Origin of the sequence: Nonomuraea sp. NPDC050022 (assembly GCF_044460705.1) — a bacterium.
Taxonomy (GTDB): Bacteria; Actinomycetota; Actinomycetes; order Streptosporangiales; family Streptosporangiaceae; genus Nonomuraea.
The window spans coordinates 114,828-135,971 of record NZ_JBITKE010000020.1 but is presented as its reverse complement, the minus strand read 5'-3'; the positions used below and the strand labels follow the sequence as shown (position 1 = coordinate 135,971).

Sequence of the window (21,144 nt, the reverse complement as noted above, 5' to 3'; positions counted from 1 at the left end):
GTTGCCTCACTGAAATGAACGTTACAGGCATCGGCCGGTCCAAGGAGCACCATTGAGCCTCACTTCCCTGCCCGTCGTCGAGATCGCCGGGAGTCCGCGAGAACGCGGGCGCCAGTACGGCGAGCAGGCCCGCGAACGGATCCACCGGGCGCTGGCCTACTACGCAGAGGCGTTCGTCCACTCCAGTGGCCTGGCCTGGCCCCAGGTGACGCAGCGGGCGGCGCGCTGGGTGGAGCCGAGCAAGGCGTTCGCCCCCGACCTGGTCGAGGAGATGGAGGGCATCGCGGAGGGCGCCGGCGTCGAGTTCCTCGACATCGTCGCGCTGAACGCGCGCGGGGAGATCATCTACGACACCACGTTCAACTCCATGGAGCCGGACGGGTGCACCTCCTTCGCCCTGCTGGAGAAGGCGTCCGGCGACGGCCACGTGTACGCGGGCCAGAACTGGGACTGGCGGGCCGGCGTGGCCGACACGGTCATGGTGCTCAGGGTGGTCCAGCCGGGCAGGCCCACCGTGATCATGCACGTCGAGGCGGGCCAGGTCGGGCGGCAGGGGGCCAACTCGGCGGGCATCGCGCTCAACGCCAACGGGCTCGGCGGCCGCTTCGACGACGCGATCGGCGTGCCGCAGACGCTGATCAGGCGCCGGGTCCTCGACAGCGCCGACCTCAACTCGGCGCTGGAGGCGCTGACCAAGTCGCGGGCCCACATCGCCAGCAACGCGCTGGTCACCCACCGCGCCGGCTTCGCGATCGACCTGGAGACCACGCCCGGCGCGGTCGGCTGGATGTATCCCACCGACGGACTGCTCGTGCATGGCAACCACTATCAGGCGTTCATGCCGCCCCAGCTCGCCGCCACCTACCGCCCCGGCTCGGCCGACTCGCTGTTCCGGGTGCCGCGCGCGGAGGGCGGGCTGCGCGCCGTACGCCACGCGTCCGGCAGTGACGAGGCGCGCAAGCTGATCAGGCACGCCATGTCCGACCACCTCGGCTACCCCGAGTCGCTCTGCACCCACCCGGACGAGAGCCAGCCCCCTGTCAAGCAGTGGGCCACCCTGCTGTCGAGCTGCGTCGACCTCACCACGGGCGACTACTTGATCGCCGCCGGCACGCCCTGCGACCACGAGTACGAGCGCGTGCCCTGGAACCTCTACGACGGACCGCACGGAGAAGAGACGTTGTGAAGAAGACACTCGCTGTGGCCGGGCTGATCGGTCTCACCGCCGCGTGCGGTGGCCCGGCCGCCACCACCAAGGCGCCCGACCCGGCCAAGCTCACGCTGGTGAACCAGACGGCCAAGGCGACCGGCGCGCTCGACTCGGCCACCTGGCTGCTCGACGAGGAGCCGGGCACGCTGGACATGGACATCGACGGCAACACCGACAACCGCACGGTCCTGGCCAACGTCTGCGAGCGGCTCATGCAGACGCAGCCCGACATGACGGTCAAGCCGTGGCTGGCCGAGAAGATCGACCAGCCCGACCCCAAGACCATGGTCATGACCCTGCGCACGGACGCCACCTTCCACGACGGCTCGCCGGTCACCGCCGAGGACGTCGTGTGGAGCCTGAAGCGGCATTCGGGCGAGGGCATGGACGAATCCGACGAGTTCGAGGACGTCGAGTCGATCAGCAAGTCCGGCGAGGGCCAGGTCACGATCGCGTTCAAGAAGCCGAACGCGCTGTTCGTCCAGGCCATGGCGGGCGGCGCGGGCATCGTGCTGAACCAGAAGGTCGTGGACAAACTCGGCAAGGAGTACGGCACACCGGGCCACGAGGACGCCTGCAGCGGGCCGTACCAGGTGAAGGACTGGAAGTCGGGCACCGAGCTGTCCATCGAGCGCTATGACGCGTACTGGAACAAGGACGTCAAGCCGCTCACCAAGACGGTGACCTTCAAATGGGCCGGCGACACCGCGCTGGTCAACAGCCTGACGACGGGCGCGGCCGACGGCGCCTACCTCTCCAGCACCGGCCCTGCGGTCGCGCTGCAGGGCAACCAGGCGGTCAACGTCGCCTACGGGCCCACCACGCGGGTGTTCGTGCTGCTGCCCACCGACCGTGGCGTGCTGAAGGACCCGAAGATCCGCCGGGCGCTGTCGCTGGCGGTCGACCGGGCCGGCATCGCCAAGTCCGGGTTCGCCGGGCTGGCCAGGCCGTGGAAGGTGCCGGTGGGCGCGGGCGCCTGGTCGTACGAGAAGCAGGCCTTCCAGACGGCCTATGACCAGCTGTCCGGCGCGCCCGAGACGCCGTCGCTCGACGAGGCCAAGAAGCTCGTCCAGGAGGCAGGCACGCCCAAGGAGCCGATCGTGGTGGCCACCAACGGGGACGAGACCCGTACGGTGATCGCCAACGCGGTGGTCGACGCGGCCAAGAAGATCGGGCTCACCGCGCAGATCAAGACCGTGCCGCCGTCGGAGTTCGGCAGCTTCTACACCGACAAGGCGCTGCGCGCCCAGGTCGACCTGGTGCCCGACGACTGGTACATCACCAAGTCCGACCCGATCGGCTTCTACGACAACGGCCTGACGGGCTCGGCCAACAACTGGGTCGGCTTCAGCTCGCCCGAATACGACGCGCTCGTCGCGAAGGCGCTGGCCGGCACCGACGACGCCCAGCGCGCCAAGGACGTCATCGAGCTGCAGCGGCGCTTCACCGCCGACATGGTGTGGATCTCGCTCGTCGAGGTGCCGTCCGCGGTCGTGCTCGGTGGCAAGGTGACCGGGCCGCCCGCCTCCCAGGTCTACATGGGCTACCCGTGGGCCGCCGACCTCGGGGCCAAGGGCTGAGCATGGTCCGCAAGCTGACGGGGGTGCTCGCGACGCTGCTGGTCACCTCGTTCGTCATCTTCGGGGCGTCGTACGCGGCGCCCGGCGACCCGGTGACGTTCCTGGCGGGCGGCAAGGAGAACCTGACGCCCGAATACCTAGCGGCCGTCCGCGCCCAGTACCACCTGGACGACCCGTTCCTCGTCCAGTTCGGGCGCTGGCTCGGCGACGCCGTGACCGGCGACCTGGGCCGGTCCACGCAGTACAACGACCAGGTGGGCGACCTGCTCGCGGCGCGGTTGCCGAGCACGCTCGGGCTGGTCGCCTACGCGGCCGTGCTGTTCGTGGTGTTCGGCATCGCGCTGGGCGTGCTGGCGGCGGTGCGCGGCGGGCGGACCGACGCGGCGGTGGTGGCGGGCACGACGTTCGCCACCTCCGTGCCGCCCTTCGTGGTGGCTACCGTGCTGATCTCGCTGTTCGGCGTCCGGCTCGGCTGGTTCCCCGTCATGGGTGGCGGCTCGCTCTGGCACCTGACCCTGCCGGCCGTGACGCTGGCGCTCGGCGCGCTGGCGATCATCAGCCGGGTCACCAGGCAGGCCATGGTCGAGCAGCGCGAGCTCGACCACGTGACCGTCGCCCGCGCCTCCGGGCTGTCCGAGCGGCTGATCGTGGTCCGGCACGTCTTCCGCGGCGCGCTGGGCCCGATCGTGACCATGTGCGGGCTGGTGACCGCCGGGATGCTGGCCGGGACGGTGACCGTGGAGACCGCGTTCGGCCTCAGCGGCATCGGCTCGCTGCTGGTCAACGCGATCAACACGCACGACTTCCCCGTGACGCAGGCGGTGCTGCTGCTCATGGTCACCGCCTACATCGTGGTGACCACGCTGGTGGAGCTGGTCCAGCCGCTGATCGACCCCCGAGCAAGGAGGCGGGCATGACCGCTCTGGCCACCACGCTGTCGCCGCGACCGGCCCGGCCGCTCGGCTACCTGCTCGCCGCCGCCTTCCTCGGCCTGGTCGTGGTCGGCGCGGTGTGCGCGCCGCTGATCACGCCGTTCGAGCCGGACGCGGTCGACTTCGGCGCCTCGCTCGCGCCGCTCTCGCCCGAGCACCTGCTCGGCGCCGACCAGTCGGGCCGCGACCTGCTCACCCGCATCCTGTACGGCGCCCGCACCTCGCTGGTCGGCCCGCTGCTGCTGCTGGCCATCGCCTCGGCCCTCGGCGTCGCCCTGGGCACGCTGGCCGCCTGGCACCGGGGCTGGGTCGACGCGGTGGTGTCCAGGGTGACCGACGTGATGTACGCCTTCCCCGGGCTGCTGTTCGTGGTGCTGATCGTGGCCGTCTTCGGCAACGGCATGACCACGGCGGTCATCGCGCTGGGCCTGGCCTACGCCCCGACGATCGCCAAGTACACCAGGAGCGTCGCGCTGGCCGAGTGCGGCAAGCCGTACATCGACGCCTATCGGGTGCAGGGCATGGGCGGCCTGGCGATCTGCGTACGCCACCTGGTGCCGAACATGGGGCGCTCGATCGTCGGCTACCTCGTGGTGCTGTTCGGCGAGGGGCTGATGAGCCTGGCCACGCTGAGCTTCCTGGGGTTCGGCGCGCAGCCGCCGTCGTCCGACTGGGGCCTCATGGTCAAGGAGGGGCAGCCGGCGATCGTGCAGGGCGCCTTCCTGCCCGTGCTGGTGCCCGGCGCGGCCATCGCCCTGGTGGTCGTGTCGTTCAACGTGATCGGCGTACGGCTCGCCGACCGCATGGGCGTGAGGGGAATCTGATGCTGCTCTCCGTGGAGGACCTCACGATCGAGGCGGGCGGCCGGCGGCCGATCCTGCGCGAGGTGTCGCTGAGCGTCGGCAAGGGCGAGGTCGTCGGCTTGGTCGGCGAGTCCGGCTCGGGCAAGTCCACGATCGCCCGCGCGGTGCTGCGCCTGCTGCCGCAGGGGGCGCGGGTGTCGGGCCGGGTGCTGGTCTCCGGCGACGACGTGCTCTCGATGAACCCCGCGGCGCTCAGGGACCTGCGGGCCGCCCAGGTGTCGATGATCTACCAGGATCCGCGCTCGTCGCTCAACCCGGTACGCCGGATCGGTGACTTCCTCACCGAACGCATGGTGCTCACCCTGGGCCGATCCAAGGCCGAGGCCCGTACGCGGGCGCTGGAGCTGCTGGCCGCCGTCGGCCTGCGCGACCCCGAGCGGTGCGTGCGGCAGTATCCGCACGAGCTGTCCGGCGGCATGCTCCAGCGCGTGGTCATCGCCGCCGCGCTGGCCGCCGACCCGGCCCTGCTCCTGGCCGACGAGGCGACCAGCGCGCTCGACGTGACCACCCAGGCCGAGACCCTCGCGCTGCTGCGCCGGATCCAGGCCGAACGGGAGCTCGGCATGCTGTTCATCACGCACGACCTGCACCTGGCGGCCGCCTACTGTGACCGGGTGCACGTGCTGTACGCCGGTGCGGTGGTGGAGTCGCGGCCGGCCAAGGAGCTGTTCGCCGACCCGCGGCACCCGTACACGGCCGGGCTGCTCGCCTGCACGCCCGAGCTCGGCGACCCGCGCCCGATCCGCCCCATCCCCGGCCGGCCGCCGTCGCTCGACGACGCGTTCACCGGCTGCCCGTTCGCGCCCCGCTGCCCGCACGCCACCGGCGACTGCGACGCCTGGCAGCCGCGGCCCCTGACCGTCGCGGGCGGCTCGGCCGCCTGCCGCCTTGTGGAGGCCTGATGACTGCCGTCCATGGCCTGATGGCTGCCGTCCACGGCCCGATGCTCGCCGCTCACGGCTCCGTGCCGCCCGTACGAGACCTCGTGGAGGCCTGATGCTGGCCGTAGAGAAGCTCAGCAAGTCCTTCCAAGGCACCGTGGCGGCCGATGAGGTCTCCTTCGAGCTGGCGCCCGGCGGCTCGCTCGGGCTGGTCGGCGAGTCCGGTTCCGGCAAGACCACGATCGCCCGCATGCTGGTCGGCCTGGTCACCCCCGACTCCGGCACGATCACCGTGGCCGGCCGCGCCCGCGGCCCGAAGGAGCGCAGCAGGGCGGCCAGGCTGCGCCGGGCCCGCGAGATCCAGATGGTCTTCCAGGACCCCTACCTCTCGCTGGACCCCCGGCTGACCGCGACCGAATGCCTGCACACCTCGCTCCGCCTGCATGGCAAGCCGCCCGCCCGCGCCGCCGAACTGCTCGACCAGGTGGGCCTCGGCAGCCGCGAGGCCGGCGCGCGCCCGCACCAGCTGAGCGGCGGCCAGCGGCAGCGCCTCGCCATCGCCAGGGCGCTCGCGGTCGAGCCGTCGGTGCTGGTGCTCGACGAGGCCGTGGCCGCGCTCGACGTCTCCATCCAGGCCCAGATCCTGGAGCTGCTGGCCCAGGTACGTCGCGACGCGGGCGTGGCCCTGCTGTTCGTCAGCCACGACCTGGCCGTGGTCCGGCACCTGTGCGAGGAGACGCTGGTGCTGCATCGGGGGGTGGTCGTGGAGCGGGGCCCGGTCGAGCGGGTGCTGGCCGAGCCCGAGCACCCCTACACGCGCCTGCTGCTGGCCTCGGTGCCCGGCCCCGGCTGGGATCCGGCCAAAGTGGTGCGCTGAGCGCACGGTCCAGGTGGTGCGTTAGCGCACGGTCCAGGTGGCGCGTGGCGCGCGGTCCAGGTGGGGCGTTAACGCACGGTCCAGGTGGCGCGTGGCGCGCGGTCCAGGTGGGGCGTCAACGTACGGTCCAGATCGCCTTGTTCGCTGTGGCGTAGTCGGTGAAGTCCCGGGCGGGCCGGCCGAGCGCCTGGTGGACGCCGTCGGCGAGGTGCGCGTTGCGGCCGTCCAGGACCTCGGCGAACAGCCCGTTCAGCCCCTCGATCTCGTTCTCGGGCACGCCCTGCTCGCGGGCCCCGGCCGCGAACTCCTCAGCTGTCACCGGGACGTAGACGATGTCCCGCCCCGTCGCCTTGGCCAGCTCGGCGGCCACGTCAGCGAAGGTGAGCAGCCTCGGCCCGGTCAGCTCGTACAGCTTGCCACCGTGGCCGTCCTCGGTCAGCGCCGCCACCACGACGTCCGCGATGTCGTCCACGTCCACGAACGGCTCCGGCACGTCCGCGATCGGCAGCGCTATGACCCCTTCGAGCACCGGGTCCAGCAGGTAGCCCTCGCTGAAGTTCTGCATGAACCAGCTGCACCGCACGATCGTCCAGTCGGCCCCGGACGACTGGACGACCTGCTCGGCCGCCTCGGCCATCGGTTCGCCCCGGCCGGAGAGCAGGACCAGCCGGCCGACGCCGCCGGCCACGGCGAGCGAGGTGAAGGCCTGGATGTCTGCCAGGGCGCCGGGGAAGGCGAGGTCGGGATAGTAGGTCACGTACACGGAGTCGACGCCGTCCAGCGCGGGCGCCCAGGTGGATCGGTCGGTCCAGTCGAAGGGCGGTCGCGCGGAGCGGGAGCCGATCCGCCACGGGTGGTCGAGAACGGTGAGCCTGTTCGCCACGCGGCGGCCGGTCTTGCCGGTGCCGCCCAGCACCAAAGTTGTCATGGCTCAAGTAAGCCGCCGAAGGCTGAGACTCTCCATGGTTGAGAAGCGCAATCCCATATGCGATCGTCTAGGCCATGGACCAGCTAGCCGCCCTGCTCGACGGTCCGCGGGCGAGGGGCGCCTTCATGCTCCGCTGTCTGCTCGATCCGCCCTGGTCGCTGCGCATCCAGGACGAGGCCCCGCTCACGGTGGTGGTGATGGTGCGCGGTGAGGCGTGGGTGGTGCCCGATGAGGGGGACGTCGTCCGGCTGTGTCCTGGAGAGGTGGCGATCATTCGCGGGCCCAAGCCGTACACGGTGGCCGACAGCCCGTCCACGCCGCCGCAGATCGTCATTCATCCCGGCCAGCACTGCACGACGGTCGATGGAGTGTCGCTCGCCCAGGCCATGGACCTGGGCGTACGCACCTGGGGCAACGCCGCGGACGGCGAAACCGTGATGATCACCTGCGCCTACCTCATGGAGGGGGAGGTGAGCAGGCGGCTGCTGGAGGCACTGCCCACGCTGCTGGTCCAGCGGGGTGACCCGCTCGTCCCGCTGCTGGGCGCCGAGATCGTCAAGGAGCAGCCGGGGCAGGAAGCGGTCCTCGACCGGCTGCTCGACCTGCTGCTCATCTCCGTGCTGCGGTCATGGTTCGCCACCCACGAGGCGCCGGCCTGGTATCGGGCGCAGAGCGATCCGGTGGTGGGCCGGGCCATGCGGATGCTGCACAACAACCCGGCCCACCCGTGGACGGTCGCCGCGCTGGCCGCGCAGGTGGGCGTCTCGCGGGCTTCGCTGGCCAGGCGCTTCACCGAGCTGGTCGGCGAGCCGCCCATGGCGTTCCTGACCGGCTGGCGGCTGGCGCTGGCCGCCGACCTGCTGCGCGAGCCCGACGCGACGGTCGGCTCGGTGGCCAGACAGGTCGGCTACGGCAGCCCGTTCGCGCTCAGCGCGGCCTTCAAGCGGGTACGCGGCGTCAGCCCGCAGGAGCATCGGGGGGCGGTCCGGTGAGACCGCAGCCCGCAGGAACACCGGGCGGTCCGATGAGACCGCTGCTGCTGATCGACGTCGACGGCGTGCTCAACCCGTTCAGCCGGCCCACGCCCGACTTCCGCCGCTACCACTGCACGGTCGGCGATCAGGTCTACACGGTGCAGCTCAACGCCAGGCACGGCACCAGGCTGCTGGAGCTGGCCCTGGTGACCGGGGCCGAGCTGGTCTGGGCGACGACCTGGGAGCAGCACGCCAACGAGTGGATCGGGCCCCGGCTCGGCCTGCCCGAGCTGCCCGTCATCCCTATGGGACCGGACCAAGGCGGTTTGTACGGGGAAATGTTTAAGACCCCGCACGTAGCCGCTTATGTCGGCCGCAGGCCGTTCGTATGGTTCGACGACCAGGTATGGCTGGAGGACGAGGAATACCTCAGGGGCGCTCAGGGTCTCGATGATTTCCTGCTCATTCATGTTGATCCGAGACAGGGCCTGACCAGCCAACACCTCGCCCAGGCGCATGAGTGGCTGACCCTCTCAGGGTTTTCTCAGGGTGCCTAGTGGGATATCTCCAGCCTGGACATCCGTTTTCCAGATAGGTGCAACCACACGGAGGAAACAATGTACCGCTCACGAGAGCACAGAATCCTGGCCGGCGTCTGCGGCGGTCTCGCCGACAAGATGGGCCTGCCCCCCACCCTCGTCCGGATCCTCTGGCTGCTGCTGTCGCTCATCCCCGGGCCGCTCTGGGTGGTCTACGTGGCCATGTGGATCCTCGTCCCCGAGGAGCCGAAGCGCTACTAGTCGACATACCCGGGACATACCACCCCCCGTTAGGGTCGCGCTCCATTGCGTACGCGACGGAAGGTGGCAAAAGTGATATCCCGGAACTACCGGCTGGGTGCTGCCTGTGTGGCACTGGTTGCCGGCTGCGCCGCGCTGTCGGCCACGAGACCGGCCACGGCGGCGGGTACCGCGACTGCCACGAGCGCTGCGGCGGGCACTCTTAGGTTCACCTACGAGAAGGGCGAGATCTCCTCGGGTACCGCACTCGAGGTCAATGAATGCTGCACGCACTCGCTCGGGATGAGTTCCCTCGGGCGGACCGGTGAGCACGCGGTCATGAGCCAGCTGAAATACGGCGATCCGGAGGTCGAGGGCGGAGTCAGGGCGGAATCGCACACGCTCCACAACAAGGCCAGCCACTTCAGGTCGGGCATCACGGCCTACTACGGTTTCAGCATCTACATCCCGAGTACGTGGGAGAAGGATTCCAGGGAGGAGATCGTCTTCCAGTGGAAGCCGTGGCGCGACAAGTGCGAGGCGCAGAAGTGGCCGAGCGCGTTCATCACCGTGCAGCCCACCGGTAAGTTTCAACTGCGCGTCAACTCCGACGGCAACCGCTGCTCGACGTCCGAGTCCCTCCAGAAGGCCAGCTACGACCTGGCCGACGCGCAGCCGGGGCGGTGGCACGACTTCGTGTTCCACATCAAGTGGAGCCACGGCAGCGACGGCGCCCTCACCGGCTGGCATCAGACTGACAAGACGCCCGGCTGGAAGAAGGTCGTGAGTGCCACCGGGGCCAACACCTTCAACGACGACGCCGAGACCAAGGGCTATCTGAAGTGGGGGCTCTACAAGCCCGCTTGGAACACCGCACCGACCCTCGTCGAGAACCGGGTGATCTTCCACGACAATGTCGCCGTGGGCACATCGTTCAACGCGGTCAACCCCGCGAAGGACTAGGGAGTGTTGCAAAGCGGCCGTCGGTAGCGAGCAGCGGTCCAGGGTGGTGCATCGCGAGGCGGAGGAGGGAGTCAGCCGGGGGTTGGCTGGCGGCCGAAGATGACTCGCGGGGCAGGGCGACCCCGCGAGGTGCCGCGCTGGGCGTCATGCAGCAGGACATGGCTTTAGAAACACCGCCTGGGGCGTCCTATGCTGGAACGCATGAGGGCTAGGCCGCTGACACTCGTCCAGGATGAGCTCGTCGATTACGACAAGGCGATGGAGCGCATGACCGACCTCGTCGGTGAGCGCCAACGAGACGAGCGGCCGGACACGCTCTGGCTGCTGAGCCACCCGTCGGTCTACACGGTCGGGCGCCGCACGCCGGTGACCCACCTGCCGGACCCGTCGCGCGGCATCCCCGTGGTCGAGACCGGCCGCGGGGGCCAGCTCACCTACCACGGTCCCGGCCAGCTCGTCGGCTACCTCATCGTCAAGTTGGGCGAGGAGGAGGGCATCGTCGACTACGTACGGGAAGTGGAGCTCCGGCTGGTCGAGGCCCTGGGCGCGCTGGGGCTGCCCGCGGAGCGCCGCGACACCCCGCCCGGCTCCGAGCTGCTGACCGGCGTCTGGACGTCCGAGACGGGGCGCAAGGTCGTGTCCATCGGGATGCGGCAGAGCCGTGGCGTCACCAGCCACGGCTTCGCGCTCAACGTCGACGGCGACCTGGAGCCGTGGCACTGGGCCGTCGCCTGCGGCATGCCCGACGTGGACATGACCTCGCTCAAGAGAGAGCTGGAGGCCACGTCCATGGACACCGTCCGGGCGGCCGTGGCCACCGCCTTTGAAGCGTCGTAAGCGTCTTAAGGCATGGGCAGTTCGTCGATGGTCCGGCGGGGCCCGGTGAACCAGTGCTTGGCCGACAGCTTCCACCACAGGGCGATGCCGAGGAGCACGACCCCGACCAGGACCGGGGCGTAGTTCACGTCCGTCCAGGTGAAGTTCTCGTTGCCGGGGATCGCCGAGGGCTTGATCGGCATGATGAAGTAGATCGAGATGATCACGATCTCAATGCAGGCGATCCAGCACATGGCCCGATATTTCCGGCCAAGGGTCCACGGGCCGGGCCGGAAGTTGTCGCCCATGCGTAGCCGCAGCCAGATCGGGATGAGGAACGCCAGGTACAGCCCGATGACCGCGATCGACACGACGGCGAGGAAGGCCACCGGAGTGGTCGAGCCGGGCGGCGCCCAGAGCGCGGGCAGCGTGATCAGCGCGGCCACCACGCAGCCCGCGAGGATGGCGTTGACCGGCGTCCGGTTGCGGTCGACCTTCGACCACAGCCGCCAGCCCGGCACGGCGCCGTCTCGCGAGAACGCGTAGGTCATCCGCGACATCGAGGTCACGCAGCTCATCCCGCAGAAGAACTGGCCGATCGTGGAGATCGCGAAGACCGCGGTGGCCAGCGGCGAGGAGAGCGCGGTCTCGAAGATGGCGCCCACGAAGCCGCCCTGCTTGTTGATCTCGTCCACGTTCGTCGCGGCGAACAGGAAGGCCAGCAGCAGGATCCAGCCGCCGATCGCCGAGTAGAAGATCGACTGCCAGAGTCCGCGGGCGGCCGCCGTGGAGGCGCCCTGGGTCTCCTCCGACACGTGCGCGCAGGCGTCGAAGCCGGTGATCGTGTACTGGGTGAGCAGGAAGCCCAGCGGCAGCACGTAGAACCAGAACGGAATGCCGCCGTCGCCGTCGCCGAAGCCGGAGTTGTTGATGGTGTCGGTGAAGACGAAGCCGACCGTCTGGTGGTGGCTCGGAGCGAAGATCAGGATCGCCACCACGATCGCGGCACCCGCCACGTGCCACCAGACCGAGACGTTCTGCAGCATGGAGATGAGCCGGTGGCTGTAGATGTTGATCAGCGCGTGGAGCACCAGAATGATCACGAACAGCAGGAAGGCGTTCCCGAGCGAGGCCTCCCAGCCGCCGCCGGTGAGCCGGTTGATGGTGATGTTCAGGAACGTCGCGCAGCCGTAGTCGACCGACGCGGTGACCGCGATGAGGCCGATCAGGTTGAGCCAGCCGGTGAACCAGCCGTGGATCGGCTTGCCCATGGTGGCGGCCCACCAGTAGATGCCGCCCGCCGTCGGGTACGCGGAGACCAGCTCCGACATGCAGAGACCGATGATCAGGATGAAGACGGAGATCAGCGGCCAGCCCCAGGAGATGGCGATGGGGCCACCGTTGTTCCAGGCCTGGCCGAAGGTGGTGAAGCAGCCGGCGAGGATCGAGATGATGGAGAAGGAGATGGCGAAGTTGGAGAAACCGCTCCAGGTCCTTGACAGCTCCTGCTTGTAACCGAGCTCGGCGAGGCGCCTGGAATCCTCTTCTGTGGTCATTGAGGTCTCCTTGGGGGGATGCGCGGCGGAGGACTCTCTAGGATTTGGTCTATCTCTAGACCATTTCCATGTCACAGGCAAGGCGTTACAGCGGAGTTTCGAGCTGGTAAGGACCGTTCTTTACCTAAATGTGGACCTCGTCGCTAAATGCGCAGTACAAGCCACGGCGGCGCCCACGGCGTACCAGAACAGGTCGGGCGGGTTGAACGTGCTGCCCAGCAGCGGCCGCAGCAGCGGCGGGATCTCCCAGAGCTGGGCGAACTCGATCGCCCAGCTCAGCGCGGCCGACCCCAGCGCGGCCCACACCGGCCGGACGCGCGGCAGGACCAGCACGACGAGCAGGTAGATCAGGACCGTGTAGAGCGCGTCGCCCGCGTACTTGGCGAACGGTCCGTCCCACAGCAGCCGCACCCCCAGCCCGGCCACAACGGTGACGACAGCGGCGGCGAGCACGAGCCAGCGAGACATTTGGCTCACGTTAGTAGCATCGGCCTACATGAGCGCGACGATGGTGGTCAAGGACCTTGCGGCGGGGCACGGCGAGCGGATCCTGTTCTCGAACCTGGATCTGGTGGTGGCCCCCGGCGACGTCATCGGGCTCGTCGGGGCCAACGGCGCCGGGAAGTCCACGCTGCTGCGCCTGCTGGCCGGGATCGACCGGCCCGAGCAGGGCTCCATACGCCTCAGTCCGGCCACGGCCACGGTCGGCCACCTGCCGCAGGAGCCGGAGCGCCGCCCCGGTGAGACGGTCGGGCGGTTCCTGGCCAGGCGTACCGGCGTGGAGCAGGCGCAGCGGGAGCTCGACGACGCCACCCAGGGCCTGGTCGAGGCGCGGCCGGGCGCCGACGACGCCTACAGCGTCGCGCTGGAGCGCTGGCTCGCGCTCGGCGGCGCCGACCTGGAGGAGCGGGCGGCCGAGATCGGGCTGCCGGTGGGCATGGACCAGCCCATGACCTCGCTGTCGGGCGGCCAGGCGGCCCGCGCGGGACTGGCCTCGCTGCTGCTCAGCCGCTATGACCTGTTCCTGCTCGACGAGCCGACCAACGACCTCGACCTTGACGGGCTCGACCGGCTGGAGGGCTTCGTCCAGGGCCTGCGGGCCGGCACGGTGGTGGTCAGCCACGACCGGGAGTTCCTGGCCAGGACCGTCACCAAGGTGCTGGAACTTGACCTGGCCCAGCAGCAGATCCGCCTGTACGGCGGCGGCTACCAGGCCTACCTGGACGAGCGCGAGGTGGCCAGGAGGCACGCCCGCGAGCGGTACGAGGAGTACGCAGACACCCGCGCCCAGCTGGAATCCCGCGCCAGGACACAGCGGGCCTGGATGGAGAAGGGCGTCAGGAACGCCCGGCGCAAGGCGACCGACAACGACAAGATCGGCCGCAACACGCGCATCGAGACGACCGAGAAGCAGGCCGCCAAGGCCCGCCAGTCGGAGAAGCTCATCGAGCGCCTCGAGGTGGTCGAGGAGCCGCGCAAGGAGTGGGAGCTGCGGATGGAGATCGCCGCCGCGCCGCGTTCCGGCGCGGTGGTGGCCACGCTGCGCGGCGCGGTGGTCCGACGGGGCGCGTTCACGCTCGGCCCGGTCGACCTGGAGATCGGCTGGGCCGAGCGGGTGGCGATCACCGGGTCCAACGGCTCGGGCAAGACGACGCTGCTGGCCGCGCTGCTCGGCCGCACCCCGCTCGACGAGGGGCACGCCACACTCGGGCCCGGCGTGGTGGTCGGCGAGGTGGATCAGGTCAGAGGGCTGTTCGAGGGCGGGGAGCCGCTGCTCGACGCGTTCGGCGCGCAGACGCCGGAGCTGCCGCCCGCCGAGGTGCGGACGCTGCTGGCGAAGTTCGGGCTGCGGGCCGCGCACGTGCTGCGGCCCGCCGACACGCTGTCGCCCGGCGAGCGTACCCGCGCGGCTTTGGCGTTGCTGCAGGCTAGAGGCGTTAATCTACTCGTGCTGGACGAGCCGACGAACCACCTCGACCTCCCCGCGATCGAGCAGTTGGAGTCGGCCCTGTCGAGCTACCCAGGCACGCTGCTGCTCGTCACCCACGATCGGCGGATGCTCGACGCCGTGCACGTCGATCGTCGCCTGAGACTGAGCGACGGGACAGTTCTTGAGTCGGTCTGAAAATTTACACCGCTCAAGGAAACGAAGGTGAAACAATTTTCCGGCACTCGTTGACACGCAGTGTTCGTATGGTGTGCCTTTCTCTACACAGGACACCCCCGCCTGAAGGTGAGGCACAATGAGGAAATGGTTCGCACGCCTGGCTCTGCTGGGCGTAGCGGTATTAGTCGCAGGTCAGGGCCAGGCGGCCCAAGCCGCGGAACCGGCAGCGGGGAAGAAGATCGTCCGCATCGGCGCCACGCAGTCGATGGACTCGATGAACCCCTTCCTGGCGGTCAGGCTGGTCTCGTCGGCGATCCAGCGCGAGATGTACAGCTTCCTGACCACGCCCGACCCCAAGACGCTGCAGCCCAGCCCGGACCTGGCCGAGTCGTGGACGACCTCGCCCGACGGGCTCACGTGGACGTTCAAGATCCGCAGCACCAAGTGGTCCGACGGTACGCCGGTCACCGCCGAGGACGCGGCCTGGACCTTCAACAAGGTCATGACGGATGACGCGGCCAAGACCGCCAACGGCCCCGCCGTCGAGAACTTCGAGAGCGTCACGGCCAACGGCCAGGAACTGACCATCAAGACCAAGGCGCCGCAGGCGTCCATGCTGGAGAACCCGATCCCGATCGTGCCCAAGCACGTCTGGGAGAAGGTCACCGACATGGCCAAGTACGAGGCCGACGTCTACCCGGCCGTGGGCAGCGGGCCGTACATCGCGGTCGAGCAGAAGAAGGACCAGTTCGTCAAGCTCAAGGCCAACCCCGACTACTGGCGGGGCAAGCCCAAGGTCGACGAACTGCAGTTCATCTTCTATGACAACCCGCAGGCCGCCATCGCCGGTCTGAAGAAGGGTGACATCGACCTGATCGGCCGCATGACGCCGCCGGACTTCGAGTCGATCAAGGGCGACCCCAACATCGAGCAGTGGAACACCCAGGGCCGCCGCGCGGCGTACCTGGAGGTCAACCCCGGCGCCACCACCACGGACAACAAGCCTGTCGGCGACGGTCACCCCGCGCTGAAGGACCCGAAGGTGCGCACCGCGCTGCACTACGCGATCGACAAGCAGAAGCTGGCCGACGAGGTGCAGAGCGGACTGGCCAAGCCCGCCGACGGCTCGATCATCCCGCCGATGTACAAGGAGTTCTTCTGGGAGGCCACGGGCGACCAGAAGGTCACCTATGACGTCGCCAAGGCCAACAAGATCCTCGACGACGCCGGTTACAAGAAGGGCGCCGACGGCGTCCGTACGATGCCAGACGGCAAGAGGAAGCTGGAGTTCCGCTTCAGCATCCACACCGACACCCCGATCGAGGACAAGCTCGCCGAATACCTGACGGGCTTCTTCAAGGAGATCGGCGTCACGCTGACCACGGTGAAGCTCGACTCCAGCAAGTTCAGCGAGCAGACGGGCGTCACGGGCCTGTACGACATCGCGATCAGCGGCTGGTCGGTCAACCCCGACCCCGAGGAGGTCCTGGCCACGCACCTGTGCAGCCGCCGGCCCACCCCGTCGGGCGAGGGTGGCGGCACCGAGTCGTTCTACTGCGACCCCACCTTCGAGAAGCTCTACCAGGAGCAGCTCAAGGAGCTCGACCGGGCCAAGCGCGTCGAGATCATCAAGAAGATGCAGGAGCGCCTCTACACCGACGCTCCGGTGATCGCGATCTACTACCCGAACGACCTTGAGGGTTACCGCAAGGACCGCATCACCAGCATCACCCCGGTCCCCGAGGACAAGGGTCTGTTCTACGGCGGCAGCAGCGGCTACCCGTTCTACGCCATGGACGTCAAGGCCACCGGCGGCACCAGCGCGGCCGGCAGCGATGGCGGCTCCAACACCGGCCTCATCGCCGGTGTGGTCGGCGGAGTGGTGGTCATCGGACTGGTGGCCTTCCTCTTGACCCGGCGTCGCAAGAGCGTCGCCGACGAGCGCGAATGACCACACCGCTCGAAGCAGCGGAGCCCGCCGTCCAGGCGGCGGGCTCCGGTGATGACCGCCCCGCCTACCGCGGCACGCTGAAGTACGCGCTGTCGAAGGTCGGCGGGGCGTTGTTCAGCATCGCGATGGTGATCGTCGGCACGTTCTTCGTGTTCCGGCTGCTGCCCGGCGACCCGGTGCGCAACCTGGCGCAGGGCCGCAACATGACCCCGACGCAGCTCGCCCTGGAGCGGCACCGGCTCGGCCTGGACAAGTCGCTGATCGACCAGTTCTTCGACTTCGTCGGCAAGACGCTCCACCTCGACCTGGGCACCTCCTACGAGTACAACCGGCCGGTCCTCAGCCTCATCGGCGAGCGGTTCCCCGCGACGCTGCTGCTCGCGGGCGGGGGCCTGGTCATCGCGGTCGGCCTCGGGATCTGGCAGGGCCAGCGGGCCGGATGGCAGCGCGGCAGCCGCTTCGACCAGGTCTCCACGGGCATCTCGCTGGTGCTGTGGTCCATGCCGACGTTCTGGCTGGGGCTGCTCCTGCTCATGGTGTTCGGCGTCGGGATCGGCCCGATCCCCGGCCTGTTCCCCACCCGGGGCATCGAGAGCGTGGACGCGCCCGACGGCTTCGCCTACGTGCTCGACGTCGGCATGCACATGGTGCTGCCGTGCCTGACTCTCGTGGCCGTGGTCTACGCCCAATACCTGCTGGTCATGCGCTCGTCGCTGCTGGAGGAGGTCAGCCAGGACTACGTGAACGTGGCCCGCGCCAAGGGCCTGCGCGACGACCAGGTGCGCCGCCGCCACGCGGTCCCCAACGCGCTGCTGCCGACGGTGACGCTGGTCTTCATGCGCATCGGCTTCGTGGTCGGCGGCGCGGTCACCGTCGAGACGATCTACAGCTGGCCGGGGCTCGGGCAGCTGTTCTACGAGGCGGTCAGGGTGCCCGACTTCACACTCATGCAGGGCACGTTCATGCTGATCACGGTGGCCGTGATCCTCATGAACACGCTGGCCGACGTGGTCTATCACATCATCGACCCGAGGGTGAGGTCGGCATGACCGCCGTGGCCACGTCTCGCAGGCGTCTGGCGCTCGGCCGCTTCTGGCGGAGTTTCCGTCAGGAGCGGGCCGGGATGGCCGGGCTGGTGGTGCTCGTCGCCGCGGTTCTCCTGGCGCTGGTCGCGCCCCTGTTCATCAGCGACGGCGTGACCAGCGTGGTGTCCGGCACGGGCGCCAAGTGGGCGGCGCCCAGCCTCGCGGAGCCCTTCGGCACCGACGAGTCCGGCCGGTCCGTCCTGCTGATGGTCTGGTGGGGCTCGCGTACCTCGCTGCTCATCGGCTTCCTCGCCGCCCTGCTGAGCATCGTGATCGGCATGGTCATCGGCATCGCCGCCGGGCACTTCCGCGGCTGGATCGGGGCCGTGCTCATGCGGGTCACCGACTGGTTCCTGGTGCTGCCCTCGCTGATCACGGCGCTGGTGCTGGCGGCCATCCTGGGCGGCAGCACGGCCACGATCATCGTGGCCATCGGCATCACCACCTGGCCGTCCACCGCCCGGCTGATCAGGTCTCAGACGCTGTCCGTCGAGGCCAGGCCGTACATCGAGCGGTCCAAGGCGCTCGGCGGCGGGCACTGGCACATCACCACGCGGCACGTGCTGCCGAACGTGGCGCCGCTGCTGCTGGCCAGCACCACGCTGGAGGTCGCCAGCGCGATCGTCACCGAATCCACGCTGGCCTTCCTCGGCGTCAGCTCGAACAAGACCTCCTGGGGCACGATGCTGCGCGCGTCCTACGACTTCGGCGCCGCCACCCAGGGCGCGTGGTGGTACATCCTCATTCCCGGCCTCTGCATCCTGGCCGTCGTCATGGCGTTCACACTGGTGGGACGCGCGCTGGAGGCCGTGCTCAACCCGCGACTCAGGAAGGCGGGCGCATGACTCTCCTCGAACTCGACGACCTCTCGGTGACCTACCGGATCGCCTCCGGCGAGGTGCCCGCCGTACGGGGAGTGTCGCTGAAACTGGAGTCGGGCGCGGCGCTCGGGGTAGCCGGTGAGTCGGGATCCGGCAAGTCGACACTGGCCATGGCGCTGCTGCGGCTCCTGCCCCGCGACGCCCGCGTCGGCGGCCGGATCCTGCTCGACGGCGAGGACATCCTGGCCATGAAATGGGGCCGCATGCGCGCGGTCCGCTGGGCCGAGGCGTCGATCGTCTTCCAGGGCGCCCAGCACGGTCTCAACCCGGTCCGCAAGATCGGCGACCAGATCGCCGAGCCGCTGCTGGTGCACAACCTGGCCAAACCCGACCAGGCCGGCAAGCGAGTGGCCGAGCTGCTCGAACAGGTCGGCCTGCCCGCCTGGCGGGCCCGCAGCTACCCGCACGAGCTGTCCGGCGGCCAGCGGCAGCGCGTGATGATCGCGATGGCCCTGGCCTGCTCGCCCCGGCTGATCATCGCCGACGAGCCGACGACCGCGCTCGACGTGATGGTCCAGGCCCAGGTCCTGACGCTGATCAAGGAGCTGATCGCCGAGAAGAACATCTCGCTGATCATGATCTCGCACGACCTGTCGGTGCTCGCCGACGTCTGCGGGCAGCTCGCGGTCATGTACGCGGGCCGCGTCGTGGAGCACGGCCCGTCGCGCGAGGTGTTCCACGAGGCCAAGCATCCCTACACGCGGGCACTGGCGGCGGCGTTCCCCACGGTCGGCGACCCGGTGTCGCGGCTGGCGCCCAAGGGCCTCGGCGGCGATCCGCCGGACCCGATGGACCTGCCCACCGGCTGCGCCTTCCATCCGCGCTGCCCGGTGGCGCTGGAGGAGTGCGCGACCCTCGATGTCGAGCTCTGGCCCGCGGGCGACAGCCGTAGCGCTGCCTGCGTGCACGTACGGGCGAAGGAGGAGGCCTCATGACCGAGACGGAGACGTCCTCGGAGACCGTCGCCACGGGGCACACCACCCTGCTGGAGGCCCGTGACCTGCATGTGGAGTTCCCCTCCCGCGGGCGGCGGGCCCGCGCGGTCGACGGGGTGAACCTGGCGATCGGCGCCGGTGAGATCGTGGCCCTCGTCGGTGAGTCCGGCTGCGGCAAGACCACGCTGGCGCGCACGCTGATGGGCCTGGAACGGCCCACTTCGGGGTCGGTCGTCTATGACGGTAAGGAGCTGGACTACCACTCCAAGGCGCTCAAGGCGTACCGGAAGGCCGTGCAGCTGGTCCTCCAGGACCCGATGGGCTCGCTGAACCCGCGGCACACCGTGTACGAGGCGGTCGCCGAAGGGCCGCGCATCCACGGCCTGTCCGGCGAGCGGGAGATCGTGGCCGAGGCGCTGTCCAGGGCCGGGTTGCGGCCTCCTGAGCGGTTCTTCCTGCGCTACCCGCACGAGCTGTCGGGCGGTCAGCGTCAGCGCGTGGTCATCGCCGGCGCGCTGGCCCTCAACCCGAAGGTGCTGGTCGCCGACGAGCCGGTGGCCTCGCTGGACGCCTCGGTGCGGGGTGAGATCCTCGCGCTGCTGCTCCGGCTCCGCGCGGACCTGGGCCTGTCGGCGTTGGTCGTCACCCACGACCTCGGGCTGGCCTGGAACATCGCCGATCGGGTCGCGGTCATGTACCTCGGCCGGATCGTCGAGGCGGGGCCGGTCGAGCAAGTGCTGACCGCACCCCGCCATCCGTACACCCAGGCCCTGATGTCGGTGCTGCCGGAGTCGCCCGAGCGGATCGTGCTGACCGGTGAGCCGCCGGACCCGACGCGGATCCCGGGTGGCTGCCGCTTCCACGCCCGCTGCCAGGTGCTCGCCTCCGGCAAGGCGGCTGAGGCGGGCGTGGACGCCAAGTGCAGGTCGCAGCAGCTCGACATCCTGCCCGCCACCCCGGCGGCGCGGGCGGCCTGCCATTACGCGGAGCTCAGCGCTTGAACGCCGTGGCGTGCTCGGCGGCCCACTCGGCGAAGGAACGCGGTGCCCGGCCGGTGACCTGCTCGACGGTCGGGACCACCGTGTAGCCGATCTCGGGGGTGTTGCCGAGCGCGCCGATGAGGAACTCGATCGTCTCCGCGCCCATGCCGTCGGCGCTCCACTTCGCGCGGGCCTCGGCCTCGGAGAGCTCGACGAAGCGGATCTCCTGGCCGACGGCTTCGCTGAGGATGCGCACCTTCTCCGTGGTGGTGACGGCCTGCGGCCCGGTCAGCGTGTACGTCTTCCCCGCGTGGCCATCGCTCGTCAGCACGGTGGCCGCCACCGCGGCGATGTCACGCTCATGCACCATGGCGCTGAGCCGGCTGCCGAACGGCTCCCTGATGGCGCCCTCGGCCTTGATCGTCTGGGCCCACCACTGGAGCGTGTTGGACATGAACTCGACCGGCGTCAGCAGCGTCCACTCCAGCTCACTGGCGGCCAGGGCCTGCTCCAGCGGGCCGTCGGCGCGCCCGCCCAGGACGGTGACCTTGCGCACGCCCGACTTGACGGCCAGCTCCACGATCTGCTCGCCGGTCTTCAGCGGCGCGTAGTCGTCGCCGGCGAAGTTGATGAGGTGAACGGCCTGGACGCCCTCGAAGGCGGTCGTGAGGCTGCCCGGCTCGGCCAGGTCCCCGGCGACGACCTCCACACCCTCGGGCAGGCCGGCCTTGGCCGGGTCGCGGGTCAGGGCCCGCACCTGGTGCCCGTTCCGGGCGAGCTCGTCGACGATGAGGCGGCCGACGGTTCCGGTGGCACCGGTGATGAGGATCGTCATGAAAGGCTCCT

21 protein-coding genes are annotated in these 21,144 nt (G+C 69.6%); 17 read left to right on the top strand and 4 right to left on the bottom strand.

The features are described 5' to 3' along the window. The first annotated feature begins 52 nt into the window (after window positions 1–52). The 6 genes from ACIBO2_RS54525 to ACIBO2_RS54500 all read left to right on the top strand — a co-directional run bounded on the left by ACIBO2_RS54525 (window position 53) and on the right by ACIBO2_RS54500 (window position 6,343). Complete coding sequence (locus ACIBO2_RS54525; protein ID WP_397304999.1) at window positions 53–1,186, top strand: C45 family autoproteolytic acyltransferase/hydolase; 1,134 nt, start codon at window positions 53–55, stop codon at window positions 1,184–1,186. Beyond that, a complete protein-coding gene (locus ACIBO2_RS54520) occupies window positions 1,183–2,790 on the top strand; it encodes an ABC transporter substrate-binding protein (RefSeq protein ID WP_397304998.1) in 1,608 nt (535 codons plus the stop codon). The genes ACIBO2_RS54525 and ACIBO2_RS54520 overlap by 4 nt, the downstream gene beginning before the upstream one ends. Before the next feature lie 2 nt (window positions 2,791–2,792). After that, window positions 2,793–3,707 (top strand): ABC transporter permease, encoded by a 915-nt coding sequence (locus ACIBO2_RS54515; protein WP_364010793.1) that lies wholly within the window; start codon window positions 2,793–2,795, stop codon window positions 3,705–3,707. Beyond that, the gene (locus ACIBO2_RS54510; protein WP_358553223.1) at window positions 3,704–4,546 is read left to right on the top strand and encodes an ABC transporter permease; all 843 of its coding nucleotides are present in this window, start codon (window positions 3,704–3,706) and stop codon (window positions 4,544–4,546) included. Before ACIBO2_RS54515 ends, ACIBO2_RS54510 begins: the two co-directional genes overlap by 4 nt. Then, window positions 4,546–5,487, top strand: coding sequence for an ABC transporter ATP-binding protein (locus ACIBO2_RS54505; RefSeq protein ID WP_397304997.1), 942 nt, complete (start codon window positions 4,546–4,548; stop codon window positions 5,485–5,487). The genes ACIBO2_RS54510 and ACIBO2_RS54505 overlap by 1 nt, the downstream gene beginning before the upstream one ends. 94 nt (window positions 5,488–5,581) lie before the next feature. Next, entirely contained in the window at window positions 5,582–6,343 is a 762-nt protein-coding gene (locus ACIBO2_RS54500; protein ID WP_397304996.1) for an ABC transporter ATP-binding protein, read from the top strand. Window positions 6,344–6,458: 115 nt separating this feature from the next. On the opposite strand, the gene ACIBO2_RS54495 is transcribed toward ACIBO2_RS54500, so the two are convergent. Continuing rightward, window positions 6,459–7,271: an NAD(P)H-binding protein gene (locus ACIBO2_RS54495; protein ID WP_358553229.1), complete on the bottom strand. Its 813-nt coding sequence runs from the start codon at window positions 7,269–7,271 to the stop codon at window positions 6,459–6,461. Window positions 7,272–7,345: 74 nt separating this feature from the next. On the opposite strand from ACIBO2_RS54495, the gene ACIBO2_RS54490 reads away from it, so the two are divergent. The 5 genes from ACIBO2_RS54490 (at window position 7,346) to lipB (ending at window position 10,824) form a co-directional block, all read left to right on the top strand. Then, complete coding sequence (locus tag ACIBO2_RS54490) at window positions 7,346–8,263, top strand: AraC family transcriptional regulator (protein WP_358553231.1); 918 nt, start codon at window positions 7,346–7,348, stop codon at window positions 8,261–8,263. 32 nt (window positions 8,264–8,295) lie between these two features. Continuing rightward, entirely contained in the window at window positions 8,296–8,802 is a 507-nt protein-coding gene (locus ACIBO2_RS54485) for an HAD domain-containing protein (RefSeq protein ID WP_358553233.1), read from the top strand. A gap of 60 nt (window positions 8,803–8,862) precedes the next feature. After that, window positions 8,863–9,045, top strand: coding sequence for a PspC domain-containing protein (locus tag ACIBO2_RS54480; RefSeq protein WP_219529398.1), 183 nt, complete (start codon window positions 8,863–8,865; stop codon window positions 9,043–9,045). A 108-nt stretch (window positions 9,046–9,153) separates the two neighbouring features. Further along, window positions 9,154–9,987 (top strand): polysaccharide lyase, encoded by an 834-nt coding sequence (locus tag ACIBO2_RS54475; RefSeq protein WP_397304995.1) that lies wholly within the window; start codon window positions 9,154–9,156, stop codon window positions 9,985–9,987. Between the two features lie 201 nt (window positions 9,988–10,188). Beyond that, window positions 10,189–10,824 carry a lipoyl(octanoyl) transferase LipB gene (gene lipB / locus ACIBO2_RS54470; RefSeq protein ID WP_364010772.1) on the top strand — a complete coding sequence of 212 codons (636 nt, stop codon included), beginning with the start codon at window positions 10,189–10,191 and terminating at the stop codon, window positions 10,822–10,824. A gap of 5 nt (window positions 10,825–10,829) precedes the next feature. Here the strand turns inward: lipB and ACIBO2_RS54465 are convergent, their stop codons facing one another. Together ACIBO2_RS54465 and ACIBO2_RS54460 are read right to left on the bottom strand one after the other, a co-directional pair. Then, window positions 10,830–12,359 (bottom strand): amino acid permease, encoded by a 1,530-nt coding sequence (locus ACIBO2_RS54465; protein ID WP_358553238.1) that lies wholly within the window; start codon window positions 12,357–12,359, stop codon window positions 10,830–10,832. Between the two features lie 120 nt (window positions 12,360–12,479). Beyond that, entirely contained in the window at window positions 12,480–12,827 is a 348-nt protein-coding gene (locus ACIBO2_RS54460; protein WP_358553240.1) for a DUF2809 domain-containing protein, read from the bottom strand. A gap of 28 nt (window positions 12,828–12,855) precedes the next feature. On the opposite strand from ACIBO2_RS54460, the gene ACIBO2_RS54455 reads away from it, so the two are divergent. The 6 genes from ACIBO2_RS54455 (at window position 12,856) to ACIBO2_RS54430 (ending at window position 20,319) form a co-directional block, all read left to right on the top strand. Further along, the gene (locus tag ACIBO2_RS54455) at window positions 12,856–14,484 is read left to right on the top strand and encodes an ABC-F family ATP-binding cassette domain-containing protein (RefSeq protein ID WP_358553242.1); all 1,629 of its coding nucleotides are present in this window, start codon (window positions 12,856–12,858) and stop codon (window positions 14,482–14,484) included. Window positions 14,485–14,602: 118 nt separating this feature from the next. Then, on the top strand, window positions 14,603–16,417 hold the full coding sequence (locus ACIBO2_RS54450; RefSeq protein WP_397304994.1) for an ABC transporter substrate-binding protein: 1,815 nt from the start codon (window positions 14,603–14,605) through the stop codon (window positions 16,415–16,417). Next, window positions 16,414–17,466 (top strand): ABC transporter permease, encoded by a 1,053-nt coding sequence (locus tag ACIBO2_RS54445; RefSeq protein ID WP_358553246.1) that lies wholly within the window; start codon window positions 16,414–16,416, stop codon window positions 17,464–17,466. Before ACIBO2_RS54450 ends, ACIBO2_RS54445 begins: the two co-directional genes overlap by 4 nt. Further along, the gene (locus ACIBO2_RS54440; RefSeq protein WP_357959081.1) at window positions 17,463–18,347 is read left to right on the top strand and encodes an ABC transporter permease; all 885 of its coding nucleotides are present in this window, start codon (window positions 17,463–17,465) and stop codon (window positions 18,345–18,347) included. Before ACIBO2_RS54445 ends, ACIBO2_RS54440 begins: the two co-directional genes overlap by 4 nt. Continuing rightward, window positions 18,344–19,318, top strand: a complete 975-nt coding sequence (locus tag ACIBO2_RS54435) for an ABC transporter ATP-binding protein (protein WP_358553248.1) — start codon at window positions 18,344–18,346, stop codon at window positions 19,316–19,318. Before ACIBO2_RS54440 ends, ACIBO2_RS54435 begins: the two co-directional genes overlap by 4 nt. Next, the gene (locus ACIBO2_RS54430; protein ID WP_358553251.1) at window positions 19,315–20,319 is read left to right on the top strand and encodes an ABC transporter ATP-binding protein; all 1,005 of its coding nucleotides are present in this window, start codon (window positions 19,315–19,317) and stop codon (window positions 20,317–20,319) included. The genes ACIBO2_RS54435 and ACIBO2_RS54430 overlap by 4 nt, the downstream gene beginning before the upstream one ends. Here ACIBO2_RS54430 and ACIBO2_RS54425 read toward each other — a convergent pair. After that, complete coding sequence (locus ACIBO2_RS54425; protein ID WP_397304993.1) at window positions 20,309–21,133, bottom strand: NAD(P)H-binding protein; 825 nt, start codon at window positions 21,131–21,133, stop codon at window positions 20,309–20,311. The two genes, ACIBO2_RS54430 and ACIBO2_RS54425, sit on opposite strands and share 11 nt — an antisense overlap. Window positions 21,134–21,144 lie beyond the last annotated feature (11 nt).

Bases quoted from the DNA above. Each gene is read 5' to 3' on its own strand.
- ACIBO2_RS54515 (WP_364010793.1), top strand. From the start codon at position 2,793: ATGGTCCGCAAGCTGACGGGGGTGCTCGCGACGCTGCTGGTCACCTCG.
- ACIBO2_RS54510 (WP_358553223.1), top strand. From the start codon at position 3,704: ATGACCGCTCTGGCCACCACGCTGTCGCCGCGACCGGCCCGGCCGCTC.
- ACIBO2_RS54505 (WP_397304997.1), top strand. From the start codon at position 4,546: ATGCTGCTCTCCGTGGAGGACCTCACGATCGAGGCGGGCGGCCGGCGG.
- ACIBO2_RS54500 (WP_397304996.1), top strand. From the start codon at position 5,582: ATGCTGGCCGTAGAGAAGCTCAGCAAGTCCTTCCAAGGCACCGTGGCG.
- ACIBO2_RS54495 (WP_358553229.1), bottom strand. From the start codon at position 7,271: ATGACAACTTTGGTGCTGGGCGGCACCGGCAAGACCGGCCGCCGCGTG.
- ACIBO2_RS54490 (WP_358553231.1), top strand. From the start codon at position 7,346: ATGGACCAGCTAGCCGCCCTGCTCGACGGTCCGCGGGCGAGGGGCGCC.
- ACIBO2_RS54485 (WP_358553233.1), top strand. From the start codon at position 8,296: ATGAGACCGCTGCTGCTGATCGACGTCGACGGCGTGCTCAACCCGTTC.
- ACIBO2_RS54480 (WP_219529398.1), top strand. From the start codon at position 8,863: ATGTACCGCTCACGAGAGCACAGAATCCTGGCCGGCGTCTGCGGCGGT.
- lipB (WP_364010772.1), top strand. From the start codon at position 10,189: ATGAGGGCTAGGCCGCTGACACTCGTCCAGGATGAGCTCGTCGATTAC.
- ACIBO2_RS54465 (WP_358553238.1), bottom strand. From the start codon at position 12,359: ATGACCACAGAAGAGGATTCCAGGCGCCTCGCCGAGCTCGGTTACAAG.
- ACIBO2_RS54460 (WP_358553240.1), bottom strand. From the start codon at position 12,827: ATGTCTCGCTGGCTCGTGCTCGCCGCCGCTGTCGTCACCGTTGTGGCC.
- ACIBO2_RS54455 (WP_358553242.1), top strand. From the start codon at position 12,856: ATGAGCGCGACGATGGTGGTCAAGGACCTTGCGGCGGGGCACGGCGAG.
- ACIBO2_RS54450 (WP_397304994.1), top strand. From the start codon at position 14,603: ATGAGGAAATGGTTCGCACGCCTGGCTCTGCTGGGCGTAGCGGTATTA.
- ACIBO2_RS54445 (WP_358553246.1), top strand. From the start codon at position 16,414: ATGACCACACCGCTCGAAGCAGCGGAGCCCGCCGTCCAGGCGGCGGGC.
- ACIBO2_RS54440 (WP_357959081.1), top strand. From the start codon at position 17,463: ATGACCGCCGTGGCCACGTCTCGCAGGCGTCTGGCGCTCGGCCGCTTC.
- ACIBO2_RS54435 (WP_358553248.1), top strand. From the start codon at position 18,344: ATGACTCTCCTCGAACTCGACGACCTCTCGGTGACCTACCGGATCGCC.
- ACIBO2_RS54430 (WP_358553251.1), top strand. From the start codon at position 19,315: ATGACCGAGACGGAGACGTCCTCGGAGACCGTCGCCACGGGGCACACC.
- ACIBO2_RS54425 (WP_397304993.1), bottom strand. From the start codon at position 21,133: ATGACGATCCTCATCACCGGTGCCACCGGAACCGTCGGCCGCCTCATC.